This window comes from Enterobacter cloacae complex sp. 370H10, from assembly GCF_050031535.1.
Taxonomy (GTDB): domain Bacteria; phylum Pseudomonadota; class Gammaproteobacteria; order Enterobacterales; family Enterobacteriaceae; genus Enterobacter; species Enterobacter intestinihominis.
In genome coordinates this window covers 2,672,762-2,689,422 of sequence record NZ_JBLGWG010000001.1, presented here as the reverse complement: position 1 = coordinate 2,689,422, position 16,661 = coordinate 2,672,762, and the positions used below count along the sequence as shown (strand labels likewise).

Genomic DNA, 16,661 nt, shown 5'->3' with positions numbered 1-16,661 from the left:
TGATCGCCATCGCTTTACAGGTGTCTCTACCCCTTAATACCTAAGATGTTAAATTTTGCTCCGCTTATTGTACGATAAATAAAATATATCCATATAAATCATTAAGTTAAAAAATATTAACAGCTACCGCTTTGGTGGTATTTGATCTAATACCCCCCCTCAGAGACCCCCTCCGTCTTGATCGTTATCAATTCTCACCATCTTTCATAGCGTTACCTTCGCTGCAAATCAGCAATGTCGATTTAGAGAGCCACAGGCTCCACACAGGAGATACCCGATGAGCAAATTTTTGGACCGGTTTCGCTACTTCAAACAGAAGGGTGAAACTTTTGCCGATGGGCACGGCCAGGTTCTGGATACCAACCGGGACTGGGAAGACGGTTACCGTCAACGCTGGCAGCATGACAAAGTTGTCCGTTCTACCCACGGTGTAAACTGCACTGGCTCATGTAGCTGGAAGATTTTCGTTAAAAACGGTCTGGTGACCTGGGAAATGCAGCAGACCGACTATCCGCGTACCCGTCCGGATATGCCGAACCATGAACCGCGCGGCTGCCCGCGTGGGGCCAGCTACTCCTGGTATCTCTACAGCGCCAACCGTCTGAAATACCCGCTGATGCGTAAACGCCTGATGAAAATGTGGCGTGAAGCGAAAGTGCAGCACAGCGATCCGGTTGATGCCTGGGCATCCATCATCGAGGACGCCGACAAAGCGAAAAGCTTCAAACAGGCGCGTGGTCGCGGTGGTTTCGTTCGTTCTTCCTGGAAAGAGGTGAACGAGCTGATTGCGGCCTCCAACGTCTATACCGTGAAAACTTACGGTCCTGACCGCGTGGCAGGCTTCTCGCCAATCCCGGCAATGTCGATGGTCTCTTACGCCTCCGGCGCGCGCTACCTTTCACTTATCGGCGGTACCTGTCTGAGCTTCTACGACTGGTACTGCGACCTGCCGCCAGCGTCGCCGCAGACCTGGGGCGAACAGACCGACGTGCCGGAGTCCGCTGACTGGTACAACTCCAGCTACATCATCGCCTGGGGCTCTAACGTTCCGCAGACCCGTACCCCTGATGCGCACTTCTTTACCGAAGTACGTTACAAAGGGACCAAAACCGTTGCCGTGACCCCGGACTACGCCGAAATCGCCAAACTGTGCGACCTGTGGCTGGCACCGAAACAGGGTACTGATGCCGCCATGGCGCTGGCGATGGGCCACGTCATGTTGCGTGAATTCCACCTCGACAAGCCAAGCCAGTATTTCACCGATTACGTGCGTCGCTACACCGACATGCCAATGCTGGTGATGCTTGAAGAGCGTGACGGCTATTACGCCGCTGGCCGTATGCTGCGTGCTGCGGATCTTGTGGACGCGCTGGGTCAGGAAAACAACCCGGAGTGGAAAACGGTCGCCTGCAACAGCAACGGCGAGCTGGTGGCACCAAACGGTTCTATCGGCTTCCGCTGGGGCGAAAAAGGCAAATGGAACCTGGAACAGCGTAACGGCACCACGGGTGAAGAGACAGAACTTCGCCTCAGCATGCTGGGCAGCCAGGACGAAATCGCCGATGTCGGCTTCCCGTACTTTGGTGGTGAAGGTTCCGAGCACTTCAACAAGGTTGAGCTGCAAAACGTTCTGATGCACAAACTGCCGGTTAAACGCCTGCAACTGGCGGACGGTTCTACCGCTCTGGTCACTACGGTCTACGATCTGACCATGGCGAACTATGGCCTGGAGCGCGGTCTGAACGACGAAAACTGCGCGACCAGCTATGACGACGTGAAGGCTTATACACCAGCCTGGGCGGAGCAGATCACCGGTGTGCCACGCGCCCAAATCACCCGTATCGCCCGCGAATTTGCGGAAAACGCAGACAAAACTCACGGTCGCTCCATGATCATCGTCGGTGCCGGTCTGAACCACTGGTATCACCTCGATATGAACTATCGCGGCCTGATCAACATGCTGATCTTCTGCGGCTGCGTCGGGCAGAGCGGCGGTGGCTGGGCGCACTACGTGGGCCAGGAAAAACTGCGTCCGCAGACCGGCTGGCAGCCGCTGGCGTTTGCCCTTGACTGGCAGCGTCCGGCTCGTCACATGAACAGCACCTCCTACTTCTATAACCACTCCAGCCAGTGGCGCTACGAGACGGTGACCGCGCAGGAGCTGCTGTCTCCGATGGCAGATAAATCCCGCTACAGCGGCCATCTGATTGACTTCAACGTGCGCGCTGAACGCATGGGCTGGCTGCCGTCTGCACCGCAGTTGGGCACTAACCCGCTGCGCATTGCGGAAGCGGCGAAGAAAGCGGGCATGTCACCGGTGGACTACACCGTGAAATCGCTGAAGGATGGCTCAATCCGTTTTGCGGCAGAACAGCCTGAGAACGGCAAAAACCATCCGCGTAACCTGTTCATCTGGCGCTCCAACCTGCTGGGTTCGTCCGGTAAAGGCCATGAGTACATGCTGAAATACCTGCTCGGTACCGAAAACGGTATTCAGGGTAAGGATCTCGGCAAGCAGGGCGGCGTGAAGCCAGAAGAAGTTGAATGGAAAGACAACGGTCTGGACGGCAAGCTGGATCTGGTGGTAACGCTGGACTTCCGTCTGTCCAGTACCTGCCTGTACTCCGATATCGTGCTGCCTACCGCCACCTGGTACGAAAAAGACGACATGAATACGTCGGATATGCATCCGTTTATTCATCCGCTGTCTGCGGCCGTTGACCCGGCGTGGGAATCAAAAAGCGACTGGGAAATCTATAAAGACATCGCGAATAAATTCTCCGAAGTCTGTGTAGGGCACCTGGGCAAAGAGACCGACGTGGTGACGCTGCCAATCCAGCACGACTCCGCTGCCGAACTGGCGCAGCCGCTTGACGTGAAGGACTGGAAAAAAGGCGAATGCGATCTGATCCCGGGTGTGACCGCGCCGCACATTATTCCGGTTGAACGTGATTACCCGGCTACGTACGAGCGCTTTACCTCTATCGGTCCGCTGATGGAGAAGATCGGTAACGGCGGTAAAGGCATCGCCTGGAACACCCAGAGCGAAATGGACCTGCTGCGCAAGCTCAATTACACCAAAGCAGACGGCCCGGCCAAAGGCCAGCCAATGCTGAACACGGCAATTGATGCAGCGGAAATGATCCTGACCCTGGCACCGGAAACCAATGGCCACGTGGCGGTGAAAGCGTGGGCGGCTCTGAGTGAATTTACCGGCCGTGACCATACGCATCTGGCGAAGAATAAAGAAGAAGAGAAAATCCGCTTCCGCGATATTCAGGCTCAGCCGCGCAAGATTATCTCCAGCCCGACCTGGTCTGGCCTCGAAGATGAACATGTGTCCTATAACGCCGGATACACCAACGTTCACGAGCTGATCCCATGGCGCACGCTCTCTGGCCGTCAGTCTCTGTATCAGGATCACCAGTGGATGCGTGACTTCGGTGAAAGCCTGCTGGTTTACCGTCCGCCAATCGATACCCGCTCCGTGAAAGCGGTGATGGGGGCGAAATCAAACGGTAACCCTGAGAAGGCGCTGAACTTCCTGACGCCGCACCAGAAGTGGGGTATCCACTCCACCTACAGCGACAACCTGCTGATGCTGACGCTGTCACGCGGGGGGCCGATTGTCTGGATGAGCGAAGCGGACGCCAAAGATCTGGGTATCGAAGATAACGACTGGATCGAAGTGTTCAACAGCAACGGTGCCCTGACGGCACGTGCGGTGGTGAGCCAGCGTGTACCAGCCGGGATGACCATGATGTACCACGCGCAGGAACGTATCGTTAACCTGCCGGGTTCAGAGATCACCGAGCAGCGCGGCGGTATTCACAACTCTGTGACCCGTATTACGCCGAAACCGACGCATATGATCGGCGGCTATGCCCAGCTGGCCTACGGCTTTAACTACTACGGCACTGTAGGATCAAACCGCGATGAGTTCGTGGTGGTACGTAAGATGAAGAATATTAACTGGTTAGATGGCGAAGGTAATGACCAGGTACAGGAGAGCGTAAAATGAAAATTCGTTCACAAGTCGGCATGGTGCTGAATCTGGATAAATGCATCGGCTGTCATACCTGCTCAGTCACCTGTAAAAACGTCTGGACCAGCCGTGAAGGTATGGAGTACGCCTGGTTCAACAACGTGGAAAGTAAGCCGGGCACCGGCTTCCCGACCGACTGGGAAAACCAGGAGAAGTGGAAGGGTGGCTGGATCCGTAAAATCAACGGCAAACTGCAACCGCGCATGGGTAACCGTGCGATGCTGCTCGGTAAAATCTTTGCTAACCCGCATCTGCCGGGCATCGACGATTACTACGAGCCGTTTGATTACGACTATCAGAACCTGCACAACGCGCCGGAAAGCAAACACCAGCCGATCGCCCGTCCTCGCTCGCTGATCACCGGTAAGCGCATGGACAAAATTACCAGCGGTCCAAACTGGGAGGAAATTCTGGGCGGCGAGTTCGAAAAACGCGCCAAAGACCAGAACTTCGAGAACATGCAGAAGGCGATGTACGGCCAGTTCGAAAACACTTTCATGATGTATCTGCCGCGCCTGTGCGAACACTGCCTTAACCCGGCGTGCGTTGCGACCTGCCCAAGCGGCGCCATCTACAAGCGTGAAGAAGATGGCATTGTGCTGATCGACCAGGACAAGTGCCGCGGCTGGCGTATGTGCATCACCGGCTGCCCGTACAAAAAAATCTACTTTAACTGGAAGAGCGGTAAGTCTGAGAAGTGTATCTTCTGCTACCCGCGTATCGAAGCCGGTATGCCGACCGTCTGCTCAGAGAGCTGCGTAGGGCGTATCCGCTACCTCGGCGTGCTGCTGTACGACGCGGATGCGATTGAAAATGCCGCAAGCACCGAGAACGAGAAAGATCTGTATCAGCGTCAGCTGGACGTCTTCCTCGATCCGAACGATCCGAAGGTGATCGAGCAGGCGCTGAAAGACGGTATTCCGCAGAGCGTGATTGACGCCGCACAGCAGTCCCCGGTGTACAAAATGGCGATGGACTGGAAGCTGGCGCTGCCGCTGCACCCGGAATACCGCACGTTGCCGATGGTCTGGTACGTGCCGCCTCTGTCTCCTATTCAGTCTGCGGCTGACGCAGGTGAACTGGGCAGCAACGGCATTCTGCCGGACGTGGAAAGCCTGCGTATTCCGGTTCAGTATCTGGCCAACCTGCTCACCGCAGGGGATACCCAGCCGGTGCTGCTGGCGCTGAAACGTATGCTGGCGATGCGTCACTTCAAACGTGCGGAAACCGTTGACGGCGTTAACGATACCCGCGCGCTGGAAGAGGTCGGCCTGACCGAAGCGCAGGCGCAGGAGATGTACCGCTATCTGGCAATCGCTAACTACGAAGATCGTTTCGTGGTGCCGAGCAGTCACCGCGAGCTGGCTCGCGAGGCCTTCCCGGAGAAAAGTGGGTGTGGCTTTACCTTTGGCGACGGTTGCCACGGGTCAGACAGCAAATTCAACCTGTTCAACAGCCGCCGCATCGACGCGATGGATGTGACCAGCAAAACGGAGCCGCACCAATGATTGAACTCGTCATTGTTTCGCGTCTGCTCGAGTACCCTGATGCTGCGCTTGTGCAGCATCAACAGGAACTCTTTGATGCACTCGCGTCATCTGAAAACCTGGATAAAGAGGATGCCCAGACGCTGGGCATTTTCCTCCGCGACCTGCTGGCGCGCGATCTTCTTGATGCGCAGGCGGACTACAGCCAGCTGTTTGACCGTGGTCGTGCCACGTCTCTATTGCTGTTCGAACACGTTCACGGTGAATCCCGCGACCGTGGTCAGGCGATGGTGGATCTGATGGCCCAGTACGAGCAGCACGGTTTGCAACTCGACAGCCGCGAGCTGCCGGATCACCTGCCTCTGTACCTGGAATATCTGGCGCAGCTGCCGAAAGAGGAAGCGCTGGGCGGGTTGCAGGACATCGCTCCCATTCTGGCGTTGCTCGGCGCACGTCTCCAGCAACGTGAGAGCAATTATGCAGTCCTGTTCGATTTGCTGGTGAAACTGGCTAACGCCTCGGTTGACAGTCAAAAAGTGGCGGAAAAAATTGCGGATGAAGCCCGTGACGACACCCCACAAGCACTGGATGCCGTCTGGGAAGAAGAACAGGTGAAATTCTTTGCTGACCAGAGCTGTGGCGAATCTGAAATCTCCGCGCATCAGCGTCGTTTTGCCGGAGCGGTGGCTCCGCAATATTTGAATATCTCTAACGGAGGACAGCACTAATGCACTTCCTGAATATGTTCTTCTTTGACATTTACCCGTATATCGCGGGCACCGTGTTCCTGGTGGGAAGCTGGCTGCGTTATGACTATGGCCAGTACACCTGGCGTGCTGCCTCCAGCCAGATGCTGGATCGTAAAGGGATGAACCTGGCGTCAAACCTGTTCCACATCGGGATTTTGGGTATTTTCGCCGGTCATTTCCTGGGGATGCTGACGCCGCACTGGATGTACGAAGCGTGGCTGCCGATTGAAGTGAAGCAGAAGATGGCGATGCTCGCCGGTGGCGCCTGCGGCGTGATGACCCTGGTGGGTGGGCTGCTGCTGCTGAAACGCCGTCTGTTCAGCCCACGCGTGCGGGCTACCACGACCGGAGCGGACATCCTGATCCTCTCCCTGCTGATGGTGCAGTGTGCGCTGGGTCTGCTGACCATTCCATTCTCTGCGCAGCATATGGACGGCAGCGAGATGATGAAGCTGGTGGGATGGGCGCAGTCTGTCGTGACCTTCCGCGGTGGTGCCTCTGAGCATCTGGACGGCGTGGCGTTCATCTTCCGCGTTCACCTGGTGCTGGGTATGACCCTGTTTGTGCTGTTCCCGTTCTCTCGCCTGGTGCACATCTGGAGTGCGCCGGTGGAGTACCTGACGCGCAAATATCAGATCGTGCGTGCTCGTCGCTGATTCGCTGTATTGATACAACCCCGCATTTGCGGGGTTTTTTTTGTCCTGGAACCAGGGTTTCGTGCGGATGCCGGGTGGCGGCTGCGCCTTACCCGGCCTACGGAATTCACTATGCTCGGATCGAACCCTGGTCGAAGCTTCTCATCTTTCCCCGCATGGGAGAACCATGGGGCATTGTGCTTTTGGAGAGTGCTAAAGAATCTGGAAGTGATGGTGGTGGGGGAAGGATTCGAACCTTCGAAGTCGATGACGGCAGATTTACAGTCTGCTCCCTTTGGCCGCTCGGGAACCCCACCAGGGGTAATTCATATTTTGAGGTAAAGCTGGAGATGGTGGTGGGGGAAGGATTCGAACCTTCGAAGTCGATGACGGCAGATTTACAGTCTGCTCCCTTTGGCCGCTCGGGAACCCCACCACGGGGTAATGCTTTTAACTGGCCTGCTTCCTGCTGGAAGCGGGGCGCATCATATCAAATGAGACGCCCCTGTAAAGCATTCCTTTAGGAAAATGAAGCTGTTTGCCTGCTTTTTATCCGTAAAGGCGTAAAGCTAATCAATTCATTTTCCGAAGGATTAAAGAATAATCGTTCTGTTGCCGTACACAAAGACGCGCTGAGCAAGTACCTGATAAAGCGCACGGCTCAGTACGTTCTTCTCAACGTCACGGCCAGCTCGCATCATATCTTCTGCCGTGTAGGTGTGATCCACGTGGATCACGTCCTGCATGATGATTGGGCCTTCGTCCAGATTATCATTCACGTAGTGCGCGGTTGCGCCAATGATCTTCACCCCACGCTCGTACGCCTGGTGGTACGGACGCGCGCCAATAAAGGCTGGCAGGAAGGAGTGGTGGATGTTGATAATTTTGTTCGGGAAGCGCGCCACGAAGGATGGCGTCAGCACGCGCATGTATTTTGCCAGCACCACGTAGTCCGGGTTATGCGCTTCAATCGCAGCAGCCATCAGGTTGTCGTGCTCTTCGCGGGTATGACCTTCATGGCTGACCAGTTCAAACGGAATGTCGAAACGTTCAACCAGCGTACGCAGCGTCTCGTGGTTGCCAATGACGGCGGCAATTTCGACGTCCAGGCCACCGTAGTTGGCTTTCATCAGCAGATCGCCCAGGCAGTGCGCCTCTTTGGTGACCAGAATGACAATGCGGCGACGACCCGCCGGGTTTAGCTCGCGCACCGAGCCTTCCGGCAGGGCGCTGTCCAGATCGGCAAGCAGGGTTGTGTCGTTGAAAATACCTTCCAGCTCGGTACGCATAAAGAAGCGACCGGTACGGTGGTCAACGAACTCGTTGTTCTGCACGATATTCAGTTCATGCTTGTAGCAAATGTTGGTAATTCGTGCGATCAGTCCTTTTTGATCGGGACAGATAGTGCGCAGAACTTTACGTTGTAATGATTGCATCGCCGGGAAATCCTGTTTATGTATTTGCGAAGTCTGAGTTGTCAGGCATTACTGCCGCAACACTTTTTAAATTTTTTTCCTGAACCACAGGGGCAGGGATCGTTACGACCGAATTGCGGACGTGTGCCGTCAATATAATACCATTGCCCGCTATCCTTTAAGAACCGTGAGCGTTCAATGATGGCGCCGGGTTTGTTTTGTTCGCTAAAGCGGGCGACAAAACTGACATAGCCCTCGTTGGCATCGCGGCCGGGAGCGGCATCAAAGACGGTAAGGCCCAGCCAGACGGTGTTGGCAAATCCGGCTTCAATCTCTTGCCGAAAATCGGCAGCATCACAGGACGGATGCCAGGTTTTAATCAGGTAGTCTGCGTTTTTGATCACAAAAGCAGTATACCGCGAGCGCATAAGGTGTGACGGGTCTGGTGCAACCTGCTCGCCAGAAAGATATCGCTGGCAACATAGGCTATACTCCAGAGCGCTACCACAGGGGCAGAGTTGAGACACGATTCTCTTCCTGGAACAAAAAATAAGGCGTTAAACGCTTAAGGTAGCAATATGTTAACTGAGCAGGTGCGTTGACGCTATGTCGGGAATCCAGGGGAAGTAAAACAGGGCTAATGAGAAAGGTAAAAATTGGACTGGCGTTGGGCTCAGGTGCAGCCCGGGGTTGGTCACATATTGGCGTTATCAATACCTTAAATAAGATGGGGATTGACGTTGATATTGTCGCAGGATGTTCTATCGGGTCGCTGGTCGGATCCGCGTACGCCTGCGGTAAGCTCCCGCAGTTTGAAAGCTGGGTGCGCTCCTTTAGTTACTGGGATGTACTGCGCCTGATGGATCTCTCCTGGCAGCGTGGCGGCCTGCTGCGCGGCGAACGCGTATTCAATCAGTTTCGTAAGATAATGCCCCTCGCTGACTTCAGCCACTGCCAAATGCCTTTCGGCGCCGTTGCAACCAACCTCAGTACGGGCAGGGAGTTATGGCTCACCGAAGGGGATATTCATCTCGCCGTTCGCGCATCCTGTAGCATGCCTGGGTTAATGGCGCCTGTGCCTCATAATGGCTACTGGCTCGTTGATGGTGGCGTGGTGAATCCTGTCCCCATCTCTCTGACGCGCGCCATGGGGGCAGATATCGTCATTGCAGTGGATTTACAGCACGACGCTCACCTTATGCAGCAGGATTTGATGCCGGTTAATCTTCAGAGCGATGATGCGGAAGAAGAGAAACTTGCCTGGCATGCGCGTTTACGCGGCAGAATAGGGCGCCTGACTGCCCGTCGCACGGTGACCGCGCCGAACGCCATTGAAATCATGACGACCTCCATTCAAATTCTTGAGAATCGCCTGAAGCGAAACCGTATGGCTGGCGATCCTCCGGATATTCTTATTCAGCCCTATTGTCCACAAATCTCTACCCTTGATTTCCACCGGGCTGAGGCCGCCATAGCAGCGGGCTCGTTAGCCGTCGAAAAGAAAATAGATGAACTGTTGCCTTTTGTGCGTACAGCACGTTAAGCACTTTTTTGATTACTTCAGCAAAATCTGACAGGCGATAGTACCAATAGCATGCCACTATTGAGTAACTGTCAGCCAGGGGAGGAACCATGACACAGCCATTGGCCGGAAAACATATTTTGATAGTAGAAGACGAGCCCGTTTTCCGATCGCTACTGGATTCGTGGTTATCCTCACTGGGTGCAACCACGTCCCTTGCCGAAGATGGCGTCGAGGCACTGGAAAAAATGGCCAGCATGGCGCCTGATCTGATGATCTGCGATCTCGAGATGCCGCGCATGGACGGATTAATGCTGGTGGAAAACCTGCGTAACGAAGGTTATCAGACACCGATACTGGTGATCTCGGCGACCGAAAATATGGCGGATATTGCTAAGGCGTTGCGTTTGGGTGTGCAGGATATCCTGCTCAAACCGGTTAAAGATTTAAACAGACTGCGTGAAACGGTGTTGGCCTGCCTGTATCCCAATATGTTTAATTCCCGGGTGGAAGAAGAAGAACGTCTTTTCCAGGACTGGGATGCTTTAGTCAGTAATCCGCTCGCGGCCGCGAAGTTGCTTCAGGAACTTCAGCCGCCGGTGCAGCAAAATATCTCTCATTGCAGAGTAAATTATCGCCAGCTGGTAGCGGCTGACCAGCCTGGACTGGTGCTGGATATTGCGCCGCTATCAGATTCCGACCTCGCTTTTTATTGCCTGGATGTTACCCGAGCGGGTGATAACGGCGTTCTGGCGGCCTTATTACTCCGTGCGCTGTTTAATGGATTGCTACAGGAACAATTATCCCATCAGGGGCAACGACTTCCTGAGTTAGGCAGTTTACTAAAACAGGTCAACCAACTTTTTCGCCAGGCCAATTTGCCGGGGCAGTTCCCGCTTCTGGTTGGCTATTATCACAGCGGGTTGAATAACCTTATTCTGGTCTCTGCTGGATTAAATGCCACGCTGAATACCGGCGAACACCATATACAGGTGAGTAACGGTGTGCCGTTGGGAACGTTGGGTAATACTTACCTTAATCAAATTAGCCATCGCTGTACCTCCTGGCAGTGCCAAATTTGGGGTGCCGGTGGGCGGTTACGCTTAATGTTGTCCACGGAGTAAGCAGTCAGGTTTTATTTTTCAGATTGCTTTACCTGTGTTTTTGCTGGCAGTGCTACTATCGCTGCAAGTTTCATGCGTATTTGTCTTAATTGATCGGCAACGCGTTCTTTTCAGACCCGTATTAGTGGCTGAGACTGTATACTCAACGCGTTATTCAATGCATAAAAGTTCAAAACTTGAACAGTTCAGGAGAATTTCAATGGCTGCCCTAAATTCGAAAGTCAGAAAGGCCGTTATCCCGGTGGCGGGATTGGGTACCAGGATGTTGCCAGCGACGAAGGCAATCCCAAAAGAGATGCTGCCTCTGGTTGATAAGCCATTAATCCAGTATGTCGTGAATGAGTGTATTGCGGCAGGTATCACCGAAATTGTACTGGTGACGCATTCATCTAAAAACTCTATCGAAAACCATTTCGATACCAGTTTCGAACTCGAAGCAATGCTGGAAAAACGCGTAAAGCGCCAGCTGCTGGAGGAAGTGCAGTCTATTTGCCCTCCACACGTTACCATTATGCAGGTTCGTCAGGGCCTGGCGAAGGGCCTGGGGCACGCAGTATTGTGTGCACATCCGGTAGTGGGTGATGAGCCGGTCGCGGTTATTCTGCCAGACGTGATCCTTGATGAGTATGAGTCCGATCTTTCCCAGGAAAACCTGGCGGAAATGATTAAACGCTTCGACGAAACCGGCAGCAGCCAGATTATGGTTGAGCCAGTCGACGATGTGACTGCTTACGGTGTGGTTGACTGCAAAGGTGTTGCCCTGCAACCTGGTGAAAGCGTACCAATGGTTGGCGTTGTTGAAAAACCTAAAGCGGACGTCGCGCCGTCTAACCTTGCTGTCGTTGGCCGTTACGTACTGAGTGCTGAAATCTGGGCGCTGCTGGCCAAAACGCCTCCGGGTGCGGGCGATGAAATCCAGCTGACGGATGCTATCGATATGCTGATCGAGAAAGAGACCGTGGAAGCCTACCATATGAAAGGTAAGAGCCATGACTGCGGTAATAAGCTCGGTTATATGCAGGCATTCGTCGAATATGGCATTCGCCATAACAGCCTGGGTGAAGAATTTAAAGCCTGGCTCAAAGGTAGCGTGGGTATTAAGTAATAAACTCACGGACCAGTGAACAAGACCGGTGTGGCGATGCCCACCGGTTTTTTTATGCCTGTCGATCCGTAATTGGCTGGAGATTGTCAAGGACGTTAAATAGTGAGCCAGGCAATATGACAGAATGTAAGGAGATGTTTGGGGAATATTATGGGCATAAAAAATCCCGCATTAAGCGGGATTTTTCAGAATCTTTCCAGATTAATCCTTGATCAGGAAGTCATCCAGTTGTTTACCTTGTTCGTCCATAGCTTTCTTGATTACAGCAGGAGTACGACCCTGGCCGGTCCAGGTTTTCTCTTCGCCGTTCTCGTCGATGTAGCTATATTTAGCAGGACGTGCTGCGCGTTTTGCTTTGGTACCGGTTTTAGCCGCAGCCATGCTGTTCAGCAATTCGTTTGGATCGATACCATCGGCAATCAGCATTTCGCGATACTGTTGCAGTTTACGTGTACGTTCTTCGATTTCAGCCGCTGCTGCGCTTTCTTCTTCACGACGTTCGTTAACGACAACTTCTAATTTTTCGAGCATCTCTTCAAGCGTTTCAAGGGTACATTCTCTTGCCTGCGCACGAAGAGTACGGATGTTGTTCAGAATTTTAAGTGCTTCGCTCATTGTAGTAATCTCAAACTTATAATGGGGGTGGGTTTGTTGTCCTAATAATAGAGCGTTAATTTCACTTGTGCAATAGGTTGGAATGTAAGGAATTCAAAAAATACAAAATTAATGACGCTATTATTAATTACGCTAACTTAAATTTCATTGTTTGCTGGGGCGATGAGATATCGTTTCAAACGGCAAAAGCGCGTCATTTGCATGTTTGTTTTGTGACTTTTACCTCAGGAATTATAGTTGCGGTTGATAAATATCAGCCTTTCGTATTACTCCGGCTAAGCGCAGCGAACAGAAGAATAGTTAATAAATAGTGAATTTTAAAGATTGCAGAAGCCACTATAAAAAGAAGTGTTATCTCCGGTGTCGAGCTCGCCTTATTGTCCGTGCTAAAAGCCTTTACTGTCTGTTTTAACGCATTATTTTGCGCTATCAACGAAGAGTTTATTGGTGCAGAACAGCCTGGAGCACGCAGCCCGCCGCTGATGACAATACAAAATATGGTACAATGATCCATCGGGAATATTACACATTGATTAGGGTTCTTCGGCCAATGGCACAACTTTATTTCTACTATTCGGCAATGAATGCAGGGAAATCGACGGCGTTACTGCAATCCTCATACAATTATCAGGAGCGGGGGATGCGTACCGTTGTTTATACCGCCGAAATCGACGATCGCTTTGGGGCAGGGAAGGTAAGCTCAAGAATAGGGCTCTCGTCGCCTGCAAGGCTGTTTAACCCTGAAACGGACCTGCTTGAGGACATTCGTGCCCAGCATGCCTCTAAGCCTGTCCATTGCGTGCTGGTAGATGAAAGCCAGTTCCTGACCCGTGAGCAGGTCCATGCACTTTCAGAGGTCGTTGATGAGCTGGATATTCCCGTTCTTTGCTATGGATTACGCACTGACTTTCGCGGTGAGTTATTTGCCGGTAGCCAGTATCTGCTCGCCTGGTCGGATAAGCTGGTTGAGCTGAAAACTATCTGCTTTTGTGGCCGCAAGGCAAGCATGGTTCTTCGCCTGGACCAGTCGGGCAAGCCTTATGCTGATGGCGAGCAGGTGGTGATAGGGGGCAATGAACGTTATGTCTCGGTCTGCCGCAAGCATTATAAAGAGGCGCTGGCTGTAGGCTCGCTGACGGCGTTACAGGGCGACAATCGCAAATAAAAAAAATGTCTTACGGATCCTCAGATATAAAAAAACCCGCCAGCGGCGGGTTTTTTTCACACTGTCAATCAAGCATTTTTCTTCGCTTTCTTGTCAGCCTTTACAACTGCGGGGATGTCGACTTTTACGGCAGCGACATCGCTTTCAGTGAAGTTACGACCGTAATAGGTATCCAGCAGGATCTGTTTCAGTTCGGAAATCAGTGGGTAGCGCGGGTTAGCACCAGTACACTGGTCATCGAATGCATCTTCAGACAACTTATCTACGTGAGCGAGGAAGTCAGCTTCCTGAACGCCTGCTTCGCGGATAGATTTAGGAATACCCAGTTCAGCCTTCAGGCTTTCCAGCCATGCCAGCAGTTTCTCGATCTTCGCTGCAGTACGGTCGCCCGGTGCGCTCAGACCCAGGTGGTCTGCGATTTCAGCGTAGCGACGACGAGCTTGCGGACGGTCGTACTGGCTGAATGCAGTCTGCTTGGTTGGGTTGTCGTTGGCGTTATAGCGGATAACGTTGCTGATCAACAGGGCGTTCGCCAGACCGTGAGGAATGTGGAACTGTGAACCCAGCTTGTGCGCCATGGAGTGACAGACACCCAGGAAGGCGTTAGCAAATGCAATGCCCGCGATGGTTGCCGCACTGTGTACACGTTCACGAGCTACAGGGTTTTTCGAACCTTCGTTGTAAGAAGCTGGCAGGTTTTCTTTCAGCAGTTTCAGTGCCTGTAAAGCCTGACCGTCAGAGAACTCAGAAGCCAGTACGGAAACGTAAGCTTCCAGGGCGTGAGTTACCGCATCCAGACCACCGAACGCACACAGTGATTTCGGCATTTCCATGACCAGGTTGGCGTCAACGATAGCCATATCTGGCGTCAGTGCGTAGTCAGCCAGCGGATATTTCTGACCCGTTGCGTCATCAGTCACAACAGCAAATGGCGTCACTTCTGAACCGGTACCGGAAGTGGTGGTGACGGCGATCATTTTCGCTTTCACGCCCATTTTCGGGAACTTGTAGATACGTTTACGGATATCCATAAAGCGCAGCGCCAGTTCTTCGAAGTGGGTTTCCGGATGCTCGTACATGACCCACATAATTTTCGCGGCGTCCATTGGGGAACCGCCACCCAGTGCGATGATCACATCAGGTTTGAAGGAGTTAGCCAGTTCAGCGCCTTTACGTACAACGCTCAGGGTTGGGTCAGCTTCAACTTCAAAGAAGACTTCAGTTTCGACGCCAGAAGCTTTCAGAACAGAGGTGATCTGGTCTGCATAGCCATTGTTGAACAGGAAACGGTCAGTCACGATGAGCGCACGTTTGTGGCCATCAGTAATCACTTCGTCCAGCGCGATTGGCAGAGAGCCGCGGCGGAAGTAGATAGATTTCGGAAGTTTGTGCCACAACATGTTTTCAGCTCGCTTAGCAACGGTTTTCTTGTTGATCAGGTGTTTTGGACCAACGTTTTCAGAGATGGAGTTACCACCCCAGGAACCACAACCCAGAGTCAGGGAAGGTGCGAGTTTGAAGTTATACAGGTCACCGATACCACCCTGAGAAGCAGGGGTGTTGATCAGGATACGTGCCGTCTTCATCTTCTGACCGAAGTAAGCAACACGCTCTGGCTGGTTATCCTGGTCGGTGTACAGGCAAGAGGTGTGGCCGATACCGCCCATCGCCACCAGCTTCTCTGCTTTTTCTACCGCGTCATCGAAATCTTTCGCACGGTACATTGCCAGTGTCGGGGATAGTTTTTCGTGAGCAAACGGCTCACTTTCATCAACGACTTTCACTTCACCAATCAGAATCTTGGTGGTAGCAGGGACGCTAAAGCCGGCGAGTTCAGCGATTTTATACGCTGGCTGACCTACGATAGCTGCGTTCAGTGCACCATTTTTCAGAATCACGTCCTGAACGGCTTTCAGTTCTTTACCTTGCAACAGGTAGCCGCCGTGGCTGGCGAAACGTTCACGAACGGCGTCGTATACCGAATCAACCACGACAACAGACTGTTCAGATGCACAGATAACGCCGTTATCGAAGGTTTTCGACATCAGCACAGAGGCAACTGCACGCTTGATATCTGCCGTTTCGTCGATCACAACAGGGGTATTACCTGCGCCTACGCCGATGGCTGGTTTACCGGAGCTGTATGCTGCTTTAACCATACCAGGACCGCCGGTCGCCAGGATTAAGTTAATGTCCGGGTGATGCATCAGGGCGTTGGACAGTTCAACAGAAGGCTGGTCGATCCAACCGATCAGATCTTTTGGCGCACCCGCAGCAATGGCAGCCTGAAGCACGATATCCGCTGCTTTGTTGGTGGCGTCTTTCGCACGTGGATGCGGGGAGAAAATGATTGCGTTACGTGTTTTCAGACTGATAAGAGATTTGAAGATGGCGGTAGAGGTTGGGTTAGTGGTTGGAACGATACCGCAAATAATGCCGATGGGTTCAGCGATAGTGATGGTGCCAAAAGTGTCGTCTTCTGACAGCACACCGCAGGTTTTCTCATCTTTATAGGCGTTGTAGATATACTCTGAAGCAAAGTGGTTTTTGATCACTTTATCTTCAACGATACCCATACCGGATTCGGCAACGGCCATTTTAGCGAGAGGGATTCGAGCATCTGCAGCAGCCAGAGCGGCCGCGCGGAAGATTTTATCAACCTGTTCTTGGGTGAAATTGGCATATTCACGCTGGGCTTTTTTCACGCGCTCGACGAGGGCGTTCAGTTCAGCGATATTGGTAACAGCCATAATGCTCTCCTGATAATGTTTAAACTCTTTTAGTAAACCAGCGCTCGAT

General features: G+C 52.8%; 12 protein-coding genes and 2 tRNA genes. 8 read left to right on the top strand and 6 right to left on the bottom strand.

Features of this window, described 5'->3' with window-relative positions; all coding sequences use genetic code 11:
* The first annotated feature begins 277 nt into the window (after positions 1-277).
* The 4 genes from ACQG2Q_RS13250 to narI are packed head-to-tail and all read left to right on the top strand — an operon-like array spanning position 278 to position 6,937.
* Positions 278-4,021 (top strand): nitrate reductase subunit alpha, encoded by a 3,744-nt coding sequence (locus ACQG2Q_RS13250; RefSeq protein WP_063849117.1) that lies wholly within the window; start codon positions 278-280, stop codon positions 4,019-4,021.
* Positions 4,018-5,553 (top strand): nitrate reductase subunit beta, encoded by a 1,536-nt coding sequence (narH, locus tag ACQG2Q_RS13245; RefSeq protein ID WP_032624103.1) that lies wholly within the window; start codon positions 4,018-4,020, stop codon positions 5,551-5,553. The genes ACQG2Q_RS13250 and narH overlap by 4 nt, the downstream gene beginning before the upstream one ends.
* A complete protein-coding gene (narJ, locus tag ACQG2Q_RS13240) occupies positions 5,550-6,260 on the top strand; it encodes a nitrate reductase molybdenum cofactor assembly chaperone (protein WP_022648360.1) in 711 nt (236 codons plus the stop codon). Before narH ends, narJ begins: the two co-directional genes overlap by 4 nt.
* Positions 6,260-6,937 carry a respiratory nitrate reductase subunit gamma gene (narI, locus tag ACQG2Q_RS13235; protein WP_022648359.1) on the top strand — a complete coding sequence of 226 codons (678 nt, stop codon included), beginning with the start codon at positions 6,260-6,262 and terminating at the stop codon, positions 6,935-6,937. Before narJ ends, narI begins: the two co-directional genes overlap by 1 nt.
* A 211-nt stretch (positions 6,938-7,148) precedes the next feature.
* Here narI and ACQG2Q_RS13230 read toward each other — a convergent pair.
* The 4 genes from ACQG2Q_RS13230 to ACQG2Q_RS13215 form a co-directional block, all read right to left on the bottom strand.
* Positions 7,149-7,233 (bottom strand) — tRNA-Tyr (locus ACQG2Q_RS13230).
* Between the two features lie 34 nt (positions 7,234-7,267).
* Positions 7,268-7,352: transfer RNA gene (locus ACQG2Q_RS13225), tRNA-Tyr, on the bottom strand.
* A gap of 157 nt (positions 7,353-7,509) precedes the next feature.
* Positions 7,510-8,352 carry a formyltetrahydrofolate deformylase gene (gene purU / locus ACQG2Q_RS13220; RefSeq protein WP_003856715.1) on the bottom strand — a complete coding sequence of 281 codons (843 nt, stop codon included), beginning with the start codon at positions 8,350-8,352 and terminating at the stop codon, positions 7,510-7,512.
* 41 nt (positions 8,353-8,393) lie between these two features.
* Positions 8,394-8,858, bottom strand: coding sequence for a YchJ family protein (locus tag ACQG2Q_RS13215; RefSeq protein WP_022648358.1), 465 nt, complete (start codon positions 8,856-8,858; stop codon positions 8,394-8,396).
* 113 nt (positions 8,859-8,971) lie between these two features.
* Here ACQG2Q_RS13215 and rssA point away from each other — a divergent pair, with 113 nt between their 5' ends.
* The 3 genes from rssA to galU all read left to right on the top strand — a co-directional run bounded on the left by rssA (position 8,972) and on the right by galU (position 12,082).
* Positions 8,972-9,874: a patatin-like phospholipase RssA gene (gene rssA, locus ACQG2Q_RS13210; protein ID WP_063849116.1), complete on the top strand. Its 903-nt coding sequence runs from the start codon at positions 8,972-8,974 to the stop codon at positions 9,872-9,874.
* An 89-nt stretch (positions 9,875-9,963) separates the two neighbouring features.
* Positions 9,964-10,977, top strand: coding sequence for a two-component system response regulator RssB (gene rssB, locus ACQG2Q_RS13205; protein WP_003856721.1), 1,014 nt, complete (start codon positions 9,964-9,966; stop codon positions 10,975-10,977).
* A gap of 199 nt (positions 10,978-11,176) precedes the next feature.
* Complete coding sequence (gene galU, locus ACQG2Q_RS13200; RefSeq protein ID WP_022648355.1) at positions 11,177-12,082, top strand: UTP--glucose-1-phosphate uridylyltransferase GalU; 906 nt, start codon at positions 11,177-11,179, stop codon at positions 12,080-12,082.
* A gap of 201 nt (positions 12,083-12,283) precedes the next feature.
* Here the strand turns inward: galU and hns are convergent, their stop codons facing one another.
* A complete protein-coding gene (gene hns, locus ACQG2Q_RS13195; protein WP_003856724.1) occupies positions 12,284-12,697 on the bottom strand; it encodes a histone-like nucleoid-structuring protein H-NS in 414 nt (137 codons plus the stop codon).
* A 550-nt stretch (positions 12,698-13,247) separates the two neighbouring features.
* On the opposite strand from hns, the gene tdk reads away from it, so the two are divergent.
* Entirely contained in the window at positions 13,248-13,862 is a 615-nt protein-coding gene (gene tdk / locus ACQG2Q_RS13190) for a thymidine kinase (RefSeq protein ID WP_032622434.1), read from the top strand.
* A 68-nt stretch (positions 13,863-13,930) separates the two neighbouring features.
* Here tdk and adhE read toward each other — a convergent pair whose 3' ends face one another.
* On the bottom strand, positions 13,931-16,612 hold the full coding sequence (gene adhE / locus ACQG2Q_RS13185) for a bifunctional acetaldehyde-CoA/alcohol dehydrogenase (protein ID WP_032624107.1): 2,682 nt from the start codon (positions 16,610-16,612) through the stop codon (positions 13,931-13,933).
* Positions 16,613-16,661 lie beyond the last annotated feature (49 nt).

What these genes read in the sequence shown, in the direction of transcription:
- ACQG2Q_RS13250 (WP_063849117.1), top strand. Translation starts at nt 278, where the DNA reads ATGAGCAAATTTTTGGACCGGTTTCGCTACTTCAAACAGAAGGGTGAA.
- narH (WP_032624103.1), top strand. Translation starts at nt 4,018, where the DNA reads ATGAAAATTCGTTCACAAGTCGGCATGGTGCTGAATCTGGATAAATGC.
- narJ (WP_022648360.1), top strand. Translation starts at nt 5,550, where the DNA reads ATGATTGAACTCGTCATTGTTTCGCGTCTGCTCGAGTACCCTGATGCT.
- narI (WP_022648359.1), top strand. Translation starts at nt 6,260, where the DNA reads ATGCACTTCCTGAATATGTTCTTCTTTGACATTTACCCGTATATCGCG.
- purU (WP_003856715.1), bottom strand. Translation starts at nt 8,352, where the DNA reads ATGCAATCATTACAACGTAAAGTTCTGCGCACTATCTGTCCCGATCAA.
- rssA (WP_063849116.1), top strand. Translation starts at nt 8,972, where the DNA reads ATGAGAAAGGTAAAAATTGGACTGGCGTTGGGCTCAGGTGCAGCCCGG.
- rssB (WP_003856721.1), top strand. Translation starts at nt 9,964, where the DNA reads ATGACACAGCCATTGGCCGGAAAACATATTTTGATAGTAGAAGACGAG.
- galU (WP_022648355.1), top strand. Translation starts at nt 11,177, where the DNA reads ATGGCTGCCCTAAATTCGAAAGTCAGAAAGGCCGTTATCCCGGTGGCG.
- hns (WP_003856724.1), bottom strand. Translation starts at nt 12,697, where the DNA reads ATGAGCGAAGCACTTAAAATTCTGAACAACATCCGTACTCTTCGTGCG.
- tdk (WP_032622434.1), top strand. Translation starts at nt 13,248, where the DNA reads ATGGCACAACTTTATTTCTACTATTCGGCAATGAATGCAGGGAAATCG.
- adhE (WP_032624107.1), bottom strand. Translation starts at nt 16,612, where the DNA reads ATGGCTGTTACCAATATCGCTGAACTGAACGCCCTCGTCGAGCGCGTG.